Source organism: Polaribacter aestuariivivens (assembly GCF_005885675.1).
GTDB classification, from domain to species: domain Bacteria; phylum Bacteroidota; class Bacteroidia; order Flavobacteriales; family Flavobacteriaceae; genus Polaribacter; species Polaribacter aestuariivivens.
The window spans coordinates 1-14,840 of sequence record NZ_VANR01000003.1; the positions used below are offsets into that span (position 1 = coordinate 1).

Annotated in this window: 15 protein-coding genes; 12 read left to right on the top strand and 3 right to left on the bottom strand. The window is 30.3% G+C overall.

Annotated features, from left to right (window positions below; translation table 11 throughout):
* Positions 1–561: 561 nt before the first annotated feature.
* Positions 562–1,611 (bottom strand): thiamine-phosphate kinase, encoded by a 1,050-nt coding sequence (gene thiL / locus FDT66_RS06070; protein ID WP_138535276.1) that lies wholly within the window; start codon positions 1,609–1,611, stop codon positions 562–564.
* Positions 1,612–1,810: 199 nt separating this feature from the next.
* Between thiL and FDT66_RS06075 the strand changes: the two genes are divergently transcribed.
* From FDT66_RS06075 to FDT66_RS06130, 12 genes are all read left to right on the top strand, one after another.
* Positions 1,811–3,025 (top strand): choice-of-anchor B family protein, encoded by a 1,215-nt coding sequence (locus FDT66_RS06075; RefSeq protein WP_138535277.1) that lies wholly within the window; start codon positions 1,811–1,813, stop codon positions 3,023–3,025.
* A gap of 7 nt (positions 3,026–3,032) precedes the next feature.
* Positions 3,033–4,361, top strand: coding sequence for a hypothetical protein (locus tag FDT66_RS06080; RefSeq protein ID WP_138535278.1), 1,329 nt, complete (start codon positions 3,033–3,035; stop codon positions 4,359–4,361).
* Between the two features lie 4 nt (positions 4,362–4,365).
* Positions 4,366–5,109 carry an MbnP family protein gene (locus FDT66_RS06085; protein WP_138535279.1) on the top strand — a complete coding sequence of 248 codons (744 nt, stop codon included), beginning with the start codon at positions 4,366–4,368 and terminating at the stop codon, positions 5,107–5,109.
* An 83-nt stretch (positions 5,110–5,192) separates the two neighbouring features.
* Positions 5,193–6,209, top strand: a complete 1,017-nt coding sequence (locus tag FDT66_RS06090) for a cytochrome-c peroxidase (protein ID WP_138535646.1) — start codon at positions 5,193–5,195, stop codon at positions 6,207–6,209.
* 106 nt (positions 6,210–6,315) lie between these two features.
* Positions 6,316–6,645, top strand: coding sequence for a HesB/IscA family protein (locus FDT66_RS06095; RefSeq protein ID WP_138535280.1), 330 nt, complete (start codon positions 6,316–6,318; stop codon positions 6,643–6,645).
* A 35-nt stretch (positions 6,646–6,680) separates the two neighbouring features.
* Positions 6,681–7,073, top strand: a complete 393-nt coding sequence (locus FDT66_RS06100; protein WP_138535281.1) for a four helix bundle protein — start codon at positions 6,681–6,683, stop codon at positions 7,071–7,073.
* Between the two features lie 61 nt (positions 7,074–7,134).
* Positions 7,135–8,580 carry a Fe-S cluster assembly protein SufB gene (gene sufB / locus FDT66_RS06105; RefSeq protein ID WP_138535282.1) on the top strand — a complete coding sequence of 482 codons (1,446 nt, stop codon included), beginning with the start codon at positions 7,135–7,137 and terminating at the stop codon, positions 8,578–8,580.
* 12 nt (positions 8,581–8,592) lie between these two features.
* Complete coding sequence (locus tag FDT66_RS06110) at positions 8,593–9,438, top strand: N-acyl homoserine lactonase family protein (RefSeq protein ID WP_138535283.1); 846 nt, start codon at positions 8,593–8,595, stop codon at positions 9,436–9,438.
* A gap of 16 nt (positions 9,439–9,454) precedes the next feature.
* Positions 9,455–10,204 (top strand): Fe-S cluster assembly ATPase SufC, encoded by a 750-nt coding sequence (sufC, locus tag FDT66_RS06115; protein WP_138535284.1) that lies wholly within the window; start codon positions 9,455–9,457, stop codon positions 10,202–10,204.
* A 31-nt stretch (positions 10,205–10,235) separates the two neighbouring features.
* Complete coding sequence (locus FDT66_RS06120; RefSeq protein WP_138535285.1) at positions 10,236–10,625, top strand: four helix bundle protein; 390 nt, start codon at positions 10,236–10,238, stop codon at positions 10,623–10,625.
* Between the two features lie 48 nt (positions 10,626–10,673).
* Entirely contained in the window at positions 10,674–11,987 is a 1,314-nt protein-coding gene (gene sufD, locus FDT66_RS06125; RefSeq protein ID WP_138535286.1) for a Fe-S cluster assembly protein SufD, read from the top strand.
* 99 nt (positions 11,988–12,086) lie between these two features.
* The gene (locus FDT66_RS06130) at positions 12,087–12,290 is read left to right on the top strand and encodes a hypothetical protein (RefSeq protein WP_138535287.1); all 204 of its coding nucleotides are present in this window, start codon (positions 12,087–12,089) and stop codon (positions 12,288–12,290) included.
* A gap of 45 nt (positions 12,291–12,335) precedes the next feature.
* Here FDT66_RS06130 and FDT66_RS06135 read toward each other — a convergent pair whose 3' ends face one another.
* Together FDT66_RS06135 and FDT66_RS06140 are read right to left on the bottom strand one after the other, a co-directional pair.
* Positions 12,336–13,922, bottom strand: coding sequence for an OmpA family protein (locus tag FDT66_RS06135; protein ID WP_138535288.1), 1,587 nt, complete (start codon positions 13,920–13,922; stop codon positions 12,336–12,338).
* Positions 13,923–13,931: 9 nt separating this feature from the next.
* Positions 13,932–14,837 (bottom strand): PorP/SprF family type IX secretion system membrane protein, encoded by a 906-nt coding sequence (locus FDT66_RS06140; RefSeq protein WP_138535289.1) that lies wholly within the window; start codon positions 14,835–14,837, stop codon positions 13,932–13,934.
* Between the last annotated feature and the right edge of the window lie 3 nt (positions 14,838–14,840).

Below are 14,840 nucleotides of genomic sequence, written 5' to 3' on the forward strand. Positions count from 1 at the left end.
AATGACCTTGAATAGAGCCATAACAATCAAAAACAGCCTTACTAATGTCAATTCCAAAAGTTTCATTATATTTATTCATATGAAATGATTTAGGAAAGAATAAACTACTTGAACTCACAACAACTTGAAATCGAGATCTAAAGTCTCACAGAACTGAACGTGATGTAAAGTAGAAAAGAGAGAGGATTATCAATGTTGTCGAAGTCTAAGCTTCACCGTGTATACTAACCTTAATTCTCTCTTTTATTCTTTCTGATTATTTGTCAAATTTATTAAAAGACAAACTTAAGCCGTATATATCTCATAGCTAATTAGTTGCTTAGTTGCTTAGTTGCTTAGTTGCTTAGTTGAAGTTAAGGCTTATTTGCAAGACCTCCAAATTTTTAAATCTGGCTTATTGATAAAATAAGGTAATAAGAAAATAAAAAATTCGGCTCGTGCTAAACCGAAGAAATATTGATAATTTGCACGCTACGAGCCATATACAAAACCGTTAAACGAACAATAAAAAAACCGAAAACTAAAAATTTTCGGTTTTTTTAAAATCAATTTTATATTTTTTTATTCATTCTGTAACCCATTCCAACCCTGAGCTTTCAGTTCTATTTCCTGGTTGGCTCTGGTAATTAATTGTAAACCTTGGTTTTCTTCTGTGATATGTCCAATAATCGAAAAGTTAGGATTGCCTTTTATCTTGTCAAAATTAGAAATTGGCACAGTAAATAGCAATTCATAATCTTCACCTCCACTTAAAGCTACCATAGTAGAATCTAATTCAAATTCTTCGCAAGCAGAAATTACTTGAGGATCTAAAGGCAATTTATCTTCATAAATTTTACAACCTACTTTACTTTGTGTACAAATATGAAAAAGCTCAGATGAAAGTCCGTCAGAAATATCGATCATAGAGGTTGGTTTTACCTCTAATTCTTTTAAAATTCCTGCAATATCTTTTCTTGCTTCTGGCTTTAGTTGTCTTTCTATTAAATAGGTGTAATTATCTAAATCCGGCTGATTTTGAGGGTTTACTTTAAAAACCTGCTTCTCTCTTTCCAACACTTGTAAACCTAAATAAGCTGCACCTAAATCACCAGAAACCACAATTAAATCTGTTTCTTTAGCAGTGTTTCTATAAACAACATCTTCTTTATTTGCTTTTCCAATAGCAGTTACAGAAATTAAAATTCCTTTTGTTGATGAGGTAGTATCACCGCCAATTAAATCAACTTTATAAGTATTACAAGCCAACTGAATTCCTGCATATAATTCTTCAATTGCTTCCAAAGGAAACCTATTAGAAACAGCAATGGAAACTGTAATTTGTTCAGCAACAGCATTCATTGCATATACATCACTTAAATTTACCATTACAGCTTTATAACCCAAATGTTTTAGTGGCATATAACTTAAATCGAAATGTACACCTTCTATCAACAAATCTGTTGTAACCAATGTTTGTTTTTCTGATGCATCTAAAACAGCTGCGTCATCTCCAACAGCTTTTATTGTAGATGTATTTTCAACTTTAAAATATTTTGTAATATGATTTATTAAACCAAACTCACCAAGTTCAGCTAACGATGTTTTTTGTGGATTTTTATCTTCTAACATTTTGCAAAGATAAATACAATAAAAAAGAATACAGAATTACTTTAACAAAGTTGTTCAAATAATTTACATTAATATGTTTATTTTTGATAGCTAGAAGGTTAACTTGTTTTTTTTGCATTGTGCTTCTAACAAGTTTTAAATACTAATTAATAATAATTTCGTTATTTAAGTAAAGAATTTATTCCCTATAAAAATAAAAATGATGAGAAAAATTTGCTTTCTTTTAATTTTGGTAGCCTTTAGCTGCACTAAAAAAGATGTTTTTAATGCACCTAATCAACTAATTATAAACCCCATAGCTAAATGTGAAAATGGATTTGCAGGCGAGTTTCCATGTAATAATTACGATTTACTTACATATATTTCTTTAGAAGAAATCGCTGGAGATAATACAGAAGGTAATGATAGTTGGGGTTGGGTAGATCCTGTCACAAATAATGAATATGCACTAATGTGTACTAATAAAGGTGTTTCTTTTATAGATATTACAGATCCAGCAAATGCAATTATCGTAGGTTTTTTAAAAACAAGAACAGAAAACAGTTCGTGGAGAGATGTTAAAGTATATAATGATGTTGCTTATATTGTTAGTGAAGCCAAAAATCATGGTGTACAGATTTTTAATTTAAACAGATTAAGAGACGTTACAAATCCTCCAGTAGAATTTACTCAAGATAGAGAATATGTTGGTTTTGGTAGTGCACACAATATTGTAATTAATGAAGAAAGCGGATTTGCTTACGCTGTTGGAACACAGTCTTTTTCTGGAGGACCACATTTTATGGATTTAACAAATCCCTTTAACGTTGTTTCTGCTGGTGGTTACCAAGAAAGCGCATACTCTCATGATGCCCAAGTAGTAACATACAAAGGTCCAGATAAAGATTATACAGATAAAGAAATTTTAATAGGCAGTAACGAAAATGAAGTTGTAATTATAGATGTTACAGACAAAACTAATCCAACCAAAATTTCTGCAATTTCATATTCAAACATAGGATACACACATCAAGGTTGGTTTACTGAAGATTTTAAATATTTTATTGTAGGTGATGAACTTGATGAAAGAGATAAAGGAGTAAATACACGAACCATTATTTTTGATTTTACAGATCTAGACAATCCTATATTACACTTCGAATATTTAGGAAAAACTGCAGCAATAGATCATAATGGCTATGTAAAAGGAAATCTGTTTTTTCAAGCAAATTATACTGCAGGTGTAAGAATTATTGATATTACTAATATTGAAAATAAAAATTTTACAGAAATTGGTTTTTTTGACACTTATCCAGAAAATGACAATACCGCTTTTAATGGCGCTTGGAATGTGTACCCTTATTTACCAAGTGGAAATATAATTGTAAGCGACATAAATCGTGGTTTATTTGTTATTAGAAAAAGCAAAACATAATTTTTTAATGAAAAATTATTGGCTCATTTTTAGTTGTTTTTTTATATTAAGTTGCTCAAATTCAGATGGTATTTATATAAATACAAATACGCAACAAAACAATACCTCAACAATTGTAAACACTTTTGGAGGCAGTAAAAATGACACTTTTTATTCCGTTGAAAAAACATCAGATGGAGGTTATGTTGCTGCTGGTTTTACACAAAGTAACAATGGTGATATTACCAACAAAACAAATGAATCTTTCAATTTTTGGGTCGCTAAATTTTCTTCAGAAAATATAGTAGAATGGCAAAACAATTTTGGTGGTTCTAATGACGATAGGGCTGCAGATATTATTCAAACTTCTGACGGTAATTTTGCCATTTTAGGATATACTAGAAGTTCCGATTTAAATGTTTCTGTAAATGCTGGTTCACAAGATTTTTGGCTAATTAAAATTTCAAATACAGGAAACCTACTTTGGGAAAAAACATATGGTTTTTCGGGTGCAGATTATGGCACAACACTTTTAGAAACTAAAAATGGTGGATTTTTACTTATAGGTACTTTAGATATTACAGCTTCTGGCGGACAAGGAAACTCAAAAAGAAACGAAATAAAACATGCTGGTGGTGATTATTGGGCCATAAAAACAGATACTTCTGGAAATTTAGAGTGGAGTAAATATTTTGGAGGTTCCTTTACAGACATTCCTCTAGGTGTTTTAGAAACAGAAGAAAACGATTTTATAATTGCAGGCTCATCAGATAGTAACGATTTTAATATTTCCAACAATAAAGGAACTTACGATTTTTGGTTAATCAAAATTTCAAATACAGGAAACCTACTTTGGGAAAAAAGTTTTGGTGGTACAGAAATTGACGAAGCAAGAGCAATTTCAACAACAAATGATGGTAATTTTATAGTCGTTGGCGATACTAGAAGTTCAAACAATGATGTTGCTACAAATGCTGGAGCAGCAGATGTTTGGATTATAAAATTTTCTAAAGAAGGAAATTTAATATGGGAAAAAACCATTGGTGGAAGCAGTTTTGATGTTGCAAGATCTATATCTAAAACACAAGACAATAGTTTTGTTATTGCTGGAAGCTCAAGAAGTTTAAACAATGGTTTTTCAAATAATGGCGAAAATGATGCCCTCGTTTTAAAAATTAATTCTGAAGGAAAAGTGCTTTGGAAACAAACTATTGGAGGTGCTAAAATAGATTTTTTATACGACGCAGTAGAGCTAAATAACAAATCAATTATTGCTGTTGGAGAAAGCAGTAGTGCCGATTTTGATATTCCTGAAAATAAAGGATTTACAGATGCGTTAATTATTCAAATTAAATAAAAAAATGAAAAAATTTAGTTTTCTATTAATTGTAATTTTAATGACTTTTAATAGTTGTAAAGAAATCGATTGTTGTGAAAATCCGCCTTTTATTAATTTAAAATTTACCCATAATTGGAATGGAGTTCCATTAACGAATTTAGATTTTAACGAGCTCAAATTTACAACTGAAAATGGCGAAAAAATCAGCATCGAAAGATTGCGTTATTTGGTTTCAAACATCAATTTAACAGGTTTTAATAATTATGTTTTAGTAAATGTGGGAGAAAATTCTGGAACAGAAATTAGTATTTTAGATGTAAAAGATGGTACTTACGACCTTACTTTTCATTTTGGATTTTCTAACCAAGACAATTTAGATGGCGAGTACCAATTATTAAATTCTGTGAGTTTCGATGTTCCTGCAATGTTGGGTGGAGGTTATCATTTTATGCAGTTAGATGGAAAATATATAAACAATAACAACCAAGAAACTGGTTACAATTACCATGTAATTAGAGCAGTTGATAGAACAGATCCTGCAAATTTAAAATTCGAAGACACTTCTTTTGAAGTAAATCTTGGAAAAGTGCAAATTAAAGGCAATACCGAAATTGAAGTTAAGGTAAATATTGCAGAATGGTTTAAAAATCCGAATTTGTGGAATTTAAACGAATTAGACACCAATTTAATGGGCAATTTCGAAGCTCAAAAAATGATGAGCGCAAACGGAAAATCAGTTTTTTCTTTGGGAGAAGTTAGTCAATAAATTAAATGTTACCTTGAATGTAATCAAAAGGTATTTACAAAATGAAATTAAAATCTATTTTTCTTCTCTCCTTTTTATTTTTGATGCATTGCACATCAAAAGAAGAAGAAATCTATACACCAATTCCTTATAATTTAGAAATTCCTTCCTTATTTGCCGATAAATTAATTGCTCCCATAATTCCCATCAACAATCCATTAACCGAAGAAGGAGTTGCCTTAGGAAAGAAATTGTTTTTTGATAAAACACTTTCTGGCGATAATACACAATCTTGTGCTTCTTGTCACAATCCTAAAAAAGCATTTACAGACGAAACACGTTTTAGTGATGGAATAGATGGCAATTTCGGAACCAGAAACTCTATGCCATTATTCAACTTAGCGTGGAATTTCGATGAGCGTTTTACTTGGGATGGAAAAGATTTTAGTTTAGAAAAACAAGCTTTTGAGCCAGTTTCTAACCCCATTGAAATGCATGCCGACTGGAAAATTATTACTAAAAAACTGCAAGAAAACTCAGAATATCCAGACTTGTTTTTACGTGCTTTCGGCACTTCAACAATCGATTCTGTTTTGGTAACGAAAGCAATCGCACAATTCGAAAGAACCATCATTTCTGCAAATTCCAAATTCGATAAATATCTTTTAGGAACTGCAACGTTAACGCCAGAAGAACAAAACGGATTCAACATTTTTATGGATGAAACAAAAGGCGATTGTTTTCATTGTCATGGAAGTAACAACAACCCACTTTGGACAGATAACAAGTTTCACAACAACGGTTTAGATGCCACTTTCACAGATTTAGGTTTAGGAAAAGTTACTGGAGATCCTAACGATAATGGAAAATTCAAATCACCATCCATAAGAAACTTAAAATTTACTGCACCTTATATGCATGATGGCAGGTTTGCAACCTTAGATGAAGTTATCAATCATTATTCTGAAGGACTTCAAAAATCTTCAACAATAGATCCTTTAATGAAAAAAGTAAATCAAGGAGGCGTAAATTTATCATCCAAAGATAAAGCCGATTTAAAAGCCTTTTTACTATCACTTTCCGATGAAGCATTTATTAATAATACAAACTTTAATAAATAATCAATAAAACCAATTGCTACATTGTGTTTCATAATGAAAGTTGTGTGTTTTTCTGCGACATATATTGTATATTTGTACCCAATTTAGATTTAATCTATTTAAAATTATGATAAAAGTTTCAGACACAGCAAAAAAGAAAGTCATTGAACTAATGACTGACGATGGCTTTGACGCATCTAAAGACTATGTTAGAGTAGGCGTAAAAAGTGGTGGTTGTTCAGGTTTATCTTACGATTTAACTTTTGATAACAAACAAGAAGAAAACGATAAAGTTTTCGAAGAAAATGATGTAAAAATCATTGTTGATAAAAAAAGCTTTTTGTATTTAGTTGGAACTACCTTAGAGTATTCTGGAGGTTTAAATGGAAAAGGTTTCGTTTTTAATAATCCAAATGCCAACAGAACTTGTGGTTGTGGTGAGAGTTTCAGTTTGTAAATAGGTTCAAAATTTAAGATTTAAAATTCCGGGTTATGGCTTCTGTTAAAATATTCGAAGATTTAGAAATTTGGAAACTTTCCAGAGCTCTTTGCAACGATATTAATTTTGTAGCTAATAATACTGAATTGAGAAAAGATTACAAACTATATAGTCAAATAGACGGTTCTTCAGGTTCAGTTATGGATAATATTACTGAAGGATTTGAAAGAAATGAAAATAAAGAGTTTATTCAATTTTTATCAATTGCAAAAGCATCCTGTGGAGAAACAAGATCTCAATTATATAGAGTTTTTGATAGAAATTATATTAATGAAAAGGATTTTAACAAATTAAAAGAACAAGCACTTAAATTAAGTAAAATGATTGGTGGTTTTATCAGTTATTTACAAAAAAGTGATTTTAAAGGAAGTAAATACAAGAGTTAAAGATGAAAGTAAAGTAGCTAACGTCCCACAACTTTGAACTTTAAACAAAGAACCTTGAACCATGAAGTATACAGAAGAAGATTTAGAACAAGAACTAAAAACCCAAGAATATAAATACGGTTTTTATACAGATATAGAAAGTGATACATTTCCAGTAGGTTTAAATGAAGATGTTGTTCGTGCAATTTCTAAAAAGAAAAACGAACCAGAGTGGATGACTGAATGGCGTATAGAAGCATACAGAGTTTGGGAAAAAATGGAAGAACCAGAATGGGCAAACGTACATTATGAAAAACCAAAATTTCAAGATATTGCCTACTATTCTGCTCCAAAAAAGAAACCAAAATTAAATTCGTTAGACGAAGTAGATCCTGAATTATTAGATACTTTTAAACGTTTAGGAATTTCTATAGACGAACAAAAAAAATTAGCAAATGTTGCTGTAGATATTGTAATGGATTCAGTTTCTGTTGCAACAACTTTCAAGAAAACATTAGGTGAAAAAGGTATTATTTTTATGCCAATTTCTGAAGCAATTCAAGAACACCCAGAATTGGTTCGTAAATATTTAGGAACTGTTGTACCAACAACAGACAATTTTTACGCAGCATTAAATTCAGCTGTTTTTTCTGACGGATCTTTCTGTTACATTCCAAAAGGTGTAAAATGTCCAATGGAATTATCAACTTATTTTAGAATTAACGAAGGTGGAACAGGACAGTTTGAAAGAACTTTAGTAGTTGCAGACAAAGGGAGTTTCGTTTCTTACTTAGAAGGTTGTACAGCTCCAATGCGAGATGAAAATCAACTACATGCAGCTGTGGTAGAGTTAATTGCTATGGACGATGCAGAAATCAAATATTCTACCGTACAAAACTGGTATCCTGGAAATAAAGAAGGAAAAGGTGGTGTTTACAACTTTGTAACCAAAAGAGGTTTGTGTGAAAACGATGCAAAAATTTCTTGGACACAAGTAGAAACTGGTTCTGCTGTAACATGGAAATATCCTTCTTGTATCTTAAAAGGAAACAATTCAGTAGGTGAATTTTACTCAATTGCTGTAACCAACAACCATCAGCAAGCAGATACTGGAACAAAAATGATTCACTTAGGTAAAAATACCAAGTCAACTATTATTTCTAAAGGTATTTCTGCAGGAAAATCGCAAAACTCATACAGAGGATTAGTACAAATAAATGCAAGAGCAGAAAATGCACGTAATTTTTCTCAATGTGATTCTTTATTGATGGGAAATGAATGTGGTGCACACACATTTCCATACATTGAAGCAAAAAACAAATCGGCACAAATAGAACACGAAGCAACAACCAGTAAAATTGGTGAAGACCAACTGTTTTATTGTAACCAACGTGGAATTGATACTGAGAAAGCAATCGCATTAATCGTAAACGGATTTAGTAAAGAAGTGTTGAACAAATTACCAATGGAGTTTGCTGTAGAAGCTCAAAAATTATTGGAAATTTCTTTAGAAGGTTCTGTAGGATAAAATTCAATTAAAATGAAAAAAATACTTTTCTTATTATTTGCAATTAGTATTGTAAGTTGTAAAAATTCAGAAAAAAAAGTAGAAGAAACTGCTAAACCAGAAGTAAAATTACATCAATTAATAGGTGGTTCAATTTTAGTAAAAAAATTAGAAGTTTTTTCTCAAGACACAACGTATACAGGTCAGCAAAAGCAATTTACTGATGCTTATTATGTAATTGAACACCCAAAAGGAAACTTAATGTGGGATGCAGGTTTACCAGAGCAATTAGTAATGCCAGAACCTTATGACGAACCAAGTGGAGTTTACAGAATTCAAAGACCAGATTCTTTAGTAAATCAACTAAAATCAATAGGTTTTAAAATTGAAGATTTTAAATATTTCGCAATGTCTCATTCACATTTTGATCATACAGGACATGCAAATTATATGAAAGATGCAACACTATTAATTCAAGAAAATGAATTTAATGCAAATCTTTCTGATACGTTACAACAAAAAAACACTGCTCTTTCAGTATTAAAAAACATCAAAAAAATAAATGGTGATTATGATGTTTTTGGTGATGGAACAGTCGTAATAAAATACATGCCTGGGCATACCATTGGTCATCAAGTTTTATATGTTGAAGTTGCAAATTCTGAAAAACCAATTTTGTTAACAGGTGATTTGTATCATTTTGAAGAAAACAGAACAAATAAAGGAGTTCCTTCATTCAATTACGATGTAGCTCAAACCTTAGAAAGCATGAATAAGTTCGAAGCTTTTGCAAAAGAAAAAAATGCAGAAGTTATTATACAGCATTCACCAAAAGATTATCAAAAATTAGAAAAAATATTAAACGCTAATAAGCAATAGTAAATCGCTAAAGAAGATGTTAAAAATAGAAAATTTACAAGCAACCATAGAAAATAAAACAATCTTAAAAGGATTAAATTTAGAAGTAAAAGCTGGTGAGGTACACGCAATTATGGGTCCAAATGGTGCAGGAAAAAGTACTTTGGCAAATATTATTGCTGGTAAAGAAGAGTACGAAGTTACAAACGGATCTATTGAATTAAATGGTGAAGATATTAGCGAATTAGCTCCTGAGGAAAGAGCACATAATGGTGTATTTTTATCTTTTCAATATCCTGTAGAAATTCCTGGAGTTTCTGTAACCAACTTTATAAAAACCGCTATTAACGAAACTCGTAAAGCAAAAGGTTTAGAAGACATGCCTGCAAAAGACATGTTAAAAATGATTCGTGAGAAATCTGAATTATTAGAAATAGATCGTAAATTTTTATCTCGTTCTTTAAACGAAGGTTTTTCTGGAGGAGAAAAAAAGCGTAACGAAATCTTTCAAATGGCAATGTTAGAACCAAAATTAGCCATTTTAGATGAAACAGATTCTGGTTTAGATATTGATGCTTTGCGTATTGTTGCAAACGGAGTAAATAAATTAAAATCAAAAGACAACGCTGTAATTGTAATTACACACTACCAACGTTTGTTAGATTATATCGTACCAGATTTTGTACACGTTTTACATGATGGTAAAATTGTAAAAACTGGTGATGCTTCTTTGGCTTTAGAATTAGAAGCAAAAGGGTATGATTGGATTAAGCAAGAGTTAGTTTAAAAATTGTTTCTATTGTTTCAAGTTTCAAGTTTTGGCTACTATTAAAAGGTTTGAAGATTTAGAAATATGGCAACTTGCTAGAAAATTATCTCAGCTAGTTATTTTTATATCTAAAAACACAGAGTTAAAAAATGATTATCGCTTTAAAGATCAAATAAAAGCTTCATCGGGTTCAATTATGGACAATATTGCTGAAGGTTTTGAAAGAGATGGAAATTTAGAGTTTAGACAATATTTATCAATAGCAAAAGGTTCTGCTGGCGAAACACGTTCACAATCGTATAGACTTTTTGATTCAGAATATATTTCTGAAGAACAATTAAAACAATTAATTACTAAGTGTGAAAGCTTGAGTAGAAAAATAGCAAGTTTTATTAGCTATTTAAATAAAAAAGATTTTAAAGGAAATAAGTTTAAATAAGCAACAACTTGCAACAAAAGAAACTTTAAACCTGAAACTTATAGAAAAATGGAATTAAAAGATAAAATATTATCACAATACGTAGCTTTTGAAAATGATAAAGATATCAATTCTGATGTTCACGAAATTCGTTCAGAAGCATTTAAAAACTTTGAAAGCTTAGGTTTTCCAACCAAAAAACTAGAAGCTTGGAAATACACTTCTTTAAACTCCGTTTTAAAGCAAGATTATAGTTTATTTCCTAAAAATGAAAATGCAGTTGAATTAGCGGATGTAAAAAAATACTTTATACATGATATAGACGCTTACAAATTAGTGTTTATTGATGGAAAATACAGCTCTTTTTTATCACAAACTACGCATGATACTATTGATGTTTGCTTAATGTCATCAGCATTATCAAAACCAAAATACAAAGCAGTAATTGAAAACTATTTTAACAAAGTAGCGCAAAAAGACAATTTAACTTCTTTAAATACTGCTTTTGCAAATGAAGGAGCTTACATTTATATTCCTAAAAATGTTGAAGTAGAAAAACCTATTCAAATTATTAACTTTACAACAGGTTCTGAAGCTGCAACAATGCTACAACCAAGAAACCTAATTGTTGTAGAGCAAAACGCACATGTTCAAATTATAGAACGTCATCAAAGTTTAACTTCTAACCCAGCTTTAACAAATTTAGTTACAGAAGTTTTTGCAGCAAAAGATGCCACTGTAGATATTTATAAAATTCAAAATGATGATTTAAATGCTTCTTTAGTTGACAATTCTTATATAGAACAAAAATCTAATAGTGTGGTTTCTGTACATACTTTTTCTTTTGGAGGAAATATTACCAGAAACAACTTAAACTTTTATCAAAAAGGAGAACACATAGATTCTATTTTAAAAGGAATTACAATTATTGAAGGAAAACAACATGTAGATCATCACACTTTGGTGCATCATATAGAACCTAATTGTGAATCTCATCAAGATTATAAAGGAATTTATAATGAACGTTCAACAGGTGTTTTTAACGGAAAGGTAATTGTTGAAAAAGAGGCTCAAAAAACGAATGCTTATCAGCAAAACAACAACATTTTAATTAGTGACAAAGCAACAATTAATGCAAAACCTCAACTTGAAATTTTTGCTGATGATGTTAAATGTTCTCACGGTTGTACCATTGGTCAGTTAGATGATAATGCTTTGTTTTACATGCAACAACGTGGTATTCCTAAAAAAGAAGGAAAAGCTTTGTTAATGTTTGCTTTTGCAAATACTGTTTTAGAAAGCGTAAAAATACCTGAAGTAAAACAACGTATTGCAAAAATAATTGCTAACAAACTAAACGTAAAAATTGGTTTTGATTTGTAAGTGATGCAGTTAACTTTTGTTTTGAACAAGTTAATTAAACTTACACTTTTGCTTTAATTTTGTTTTGGAATCAACTTTAACTTTTTAAAAAATAAAATTATGAACAAGACAATCAAAACAGTATTATTAATTGCTGGAATTATTTTAATTGCATACGGTATTTATACGATGATTCAACCAGAAGCACAAGTTTCTATTGGAGATTTAGATTTAGTAGAAGCACAAGACAACACAAACGCTTACATAACAATTGCAATTGGAGTTGTTGCTCTAGCTTTAGGTTTGGTAAAAGGAAAAAGCTAATTATTAAAAAATCTATAGTAAAACCACTTAGAAATAAGTGGTTTTTTAATGCCCAATTACAACAGGATTTAATATTACAAACTCTGTTCTTCTATTGTTTGCATGTTCTTTTTCAGAACACTTTACACCGTTTTTACAATCATTAACCAATTGTTCTTCTCCAAAACCAACTGCTAAAATTCTGTCTTTATGAATTCCTTTATTAACAATCCAGTTCATTGTAGCATTTGCCCTTTTCTCTGATAATTTAAAGTTAAAATCGTCATTTCCTCTACTATCAGTATGAGCTCTAATTTGAATAATTATTTCTGGAAATTTATTCATAATGGCAACAACGGTTTCTAGTTCTTTTTCTGAAACTGGTTTTATGGTTGCTTTTCCTAAATCGAAATAAATTGGGGCAATGTTTAACATTACTGCATCTTTAACCCTAATAAAATGATCGTTTTTTTCAGGATTTAAAGCTAAATCAACTTCTAAAACTCCATCATTTTCTGTAGCAATTTCAATACGTTTTTCATCGAAATATTTTTTAGAAGCAACAATTTTATAGTTCGATTTACATTGTACGGAAAATTTGTAACGTCCTTCTTTATCTGTTAACATACTTGCCAATTCTTTGTTATTATGATACAAAACAACATTTGTTGCTGGCAAAATTTTGTTGTTTTTAGAGCTTATAACAACTCCTTCAATAGTTTCTGAACAATCAAAATATGGTGCTTTTAATTCTTTAAAAGCATAAATATCATCATTTCCTTTTCCATTAATTCTATTGGATGAAAAATGACCTGTATTCTTTCCTCTTTGCTTTACAAAAGCAAAATCATCAGCAATGCTATTTATTGGAAAACCTAGGTTTATAGGCGTATAAAACTCTCCTTTTCTATTGAGTTTTGATACATAAACATCAAGTTTTCCTTTGGAATTTGTATATCCATCAGAAGAAAAGTAAAGCACGTTGTTTTCATCTAAAAACGGAAACATTTCTTTTTTAGATGTATTTATCGAATTTCCTAAATTTATTGGAGTTCCATAACCTCCATCAGCATTAATTGAAACTTTATAAATATCTGTTTCTCCATAAGACCCTGGCATATCAGAAATAAAATACAATTCAGTTTCATCCGAATTTAAAGCTGGATGTCCAGTGTTAAACTCGTCACTATTAAAAGGTAATTTTACCACATTCGTCCAAACTCCTTTTTCGTTAATTTCTGCCTTATAAAGCTGAATTAAATTAACACCGTTTTTATTTGTTTTATATTTTTTATGATTGTAGTTATTTCTAGAAAAATAAACTGTTTTTTTATCTTTTGTAAAAACCAGATTAGATTCGTGGTATTTTGTATCTATTTCTCCACCAAAAGGTTTCACGTTTACAATTTGTCCGTCTGTTGTTAAAGTTCCTTGAAATAGGCTCAAAAATGGCTCATGATTGCCAGACCAAACTCGTTTCATAAAAACAGTTTTACCTGCGGAAGAGAAAATTGCAGTAGAGTCTCCAAAATAGGCAACACCAAAATCTTGAAATTTTTTATTAACATCTAAATTTGTGATACTATAATTTTCATTTTGACCACAAATAAATGCGTAAGAGAAAAGAAAAGATAATATGATTAGTTTTTTCATAATTCGTTTTTAAAAGAATCTTGGGCTTTTTAATTTTTGTCGATTAAAATCTATCAAAAGCATTATTTCGTGAGAACCAAAATTAAAATTTCCAAAATTTGAAATACTTTGGTCGTAAGAATATCCTATTCTCATGTTATCATTTAATAAGAAACCAACTACGCCAGAGAATGATTTATCGAACCTGTAAGAAAGTCCAAATTCAAACTTTTCTTGCCATAGAAGATTTGCAGAAATATCTACAGAAACTGGTGCACCTTTTACTCCTCTAATTAAAGTTGAAGGTTTGAATTTTAAATTATCATACAAATCGAAAACATAACCAGAAGTTAAGAAAAAGTGCATTTTTTCTGAAGCTGTAGAAACGATTCCTCCAGATTTTTCTAAATATCTTGTTTTTAAAAAGTTAGGAATTGAAAAACCTGCATAAAATTTATCTGTATAATAATATGCTCCAGCACCAAAATTTGGAGCAGTTTTATCAACTGGAACATTTAAAGGATCGTTTGAGCTATTTGATGATAAATTTCTTACTTGTAAAGATGTTAAACCTGCTTTTATACCAAAAGCCAATCTACTGTTTTCTGAGGTTGTAATAGTGTAAGAAAAATCTCCAAACAAGTTAGTTTCTACAACTGGACCAACTCTGTCGGCAATTAAGGAAAGTCCTAAACCTACAGATTTTCCTACAGGAGAATTTACAGAAAGGGTTAATGTTCTTGGGGCACCTTCTAAACCAACCCATTGCGACCTTCCTAAAACTCCAATACTTAAAACACCTTTAGACCCTGCGTATGCTGGGTTTATAACATTCATATTGTAGTTATATTGAGAATACTGTGGATCTTGTTGACCAAAAAGCCAACAAGAACTTAGTAAAAGTGTAACGCAAATTATATATTTAATACTTTTCATAAA

Coding starts and splice junctions, on each gene's coding strand:
- thiL (WP_138535276.1), bottom strand. CDS start 1,611: ATGTTAGAAGATAAAAATCCACAAAAAACATCGTTAGCTGAACTTGGT.
- FDT66_RS06075 (WP_138535277.1), top strand. CDS start 1,811: ATGATGAGAAAAATTTGCTTTCTTTTAATTTTGGTAGCCTTTAGCTGC.
- FDT66_RS06080 (WP_138535278.1), top strand. CDS start 3,033: ATGAAAAATTATTGGCTCATTTTTAGTTGTTTTTTTATATTAAGTTGC.
- FDT66_RS06085 (WP_138535279.1), top strand. CDS start 4,366: ATGAAAAAATTTAGTTTTCTATTAATTGTAATTTTAATGACTTTTAAT.
- FDT66_RS06090 (WP_138535646.1), top strand. CDS start 5,193: ATGCATTGCACATCAAAAGAAGAAGAAATCTATACACCAATTCCTTAT.
- FDT66_RS06095 (WP_138535280.1), top strand. CDS start 6,316: ATGATAAAAGTTTCAGACACAGCAAAAAAGAAAGTCATTGAACTAATG.
- FDT66_RS06100 (WP_138535281.1), top strand. CDS start 6,681: ATGGCTTCTGTTAAAATATTCGAAGATTTAGAAATTTGGAAACTTTCC.
- sufB (WP_138535282.1), top strand. CDS start 7,135: ATGAAGTATACAGAAGAAGATTTAGAACAAGAACTAAAAACCCAAGAA.
- FDT66_RS06110 (WP_138535283.1), top strand. CDS start 8,593: ATGAAAAAAATACTTTTCTTATTATTTGCAATTAGTATTGTAAGTTGT.
- sufC (WP_138535284.1), top strand. CDS start 9,455: ATGTTAAAAATAGAAAATTTACAAGCAACCATAGAAAATAAAACAATC.
- sufD (WP_138535286.1), top strand. CDS start 10,674: ATGGAATTAAAAGATAAAATATTATCACAATACGTAGCTTTTGAAAAT.
- FDT66_RS06130 (WP_138535287.1), top strand. CDS start 12,087: ATGAACAAGACAATCAAAACAGTATTATTAATTGCTGGAATTATTTTA.
- FDT66_RS06135 (WP_138535288.1), bottom strand. CDS start 13,922: ATGAAAAAACTAATCATATTATCTTTTCTTTTCTCTTACGCATTTATT.
- FDT66_RS06140 (WP_138535289.1), bottom strand. CDS start 14,837: ATGAAAAGTATTAAATATATAATTTGCGTTACACTTTTACTAAGTTCT.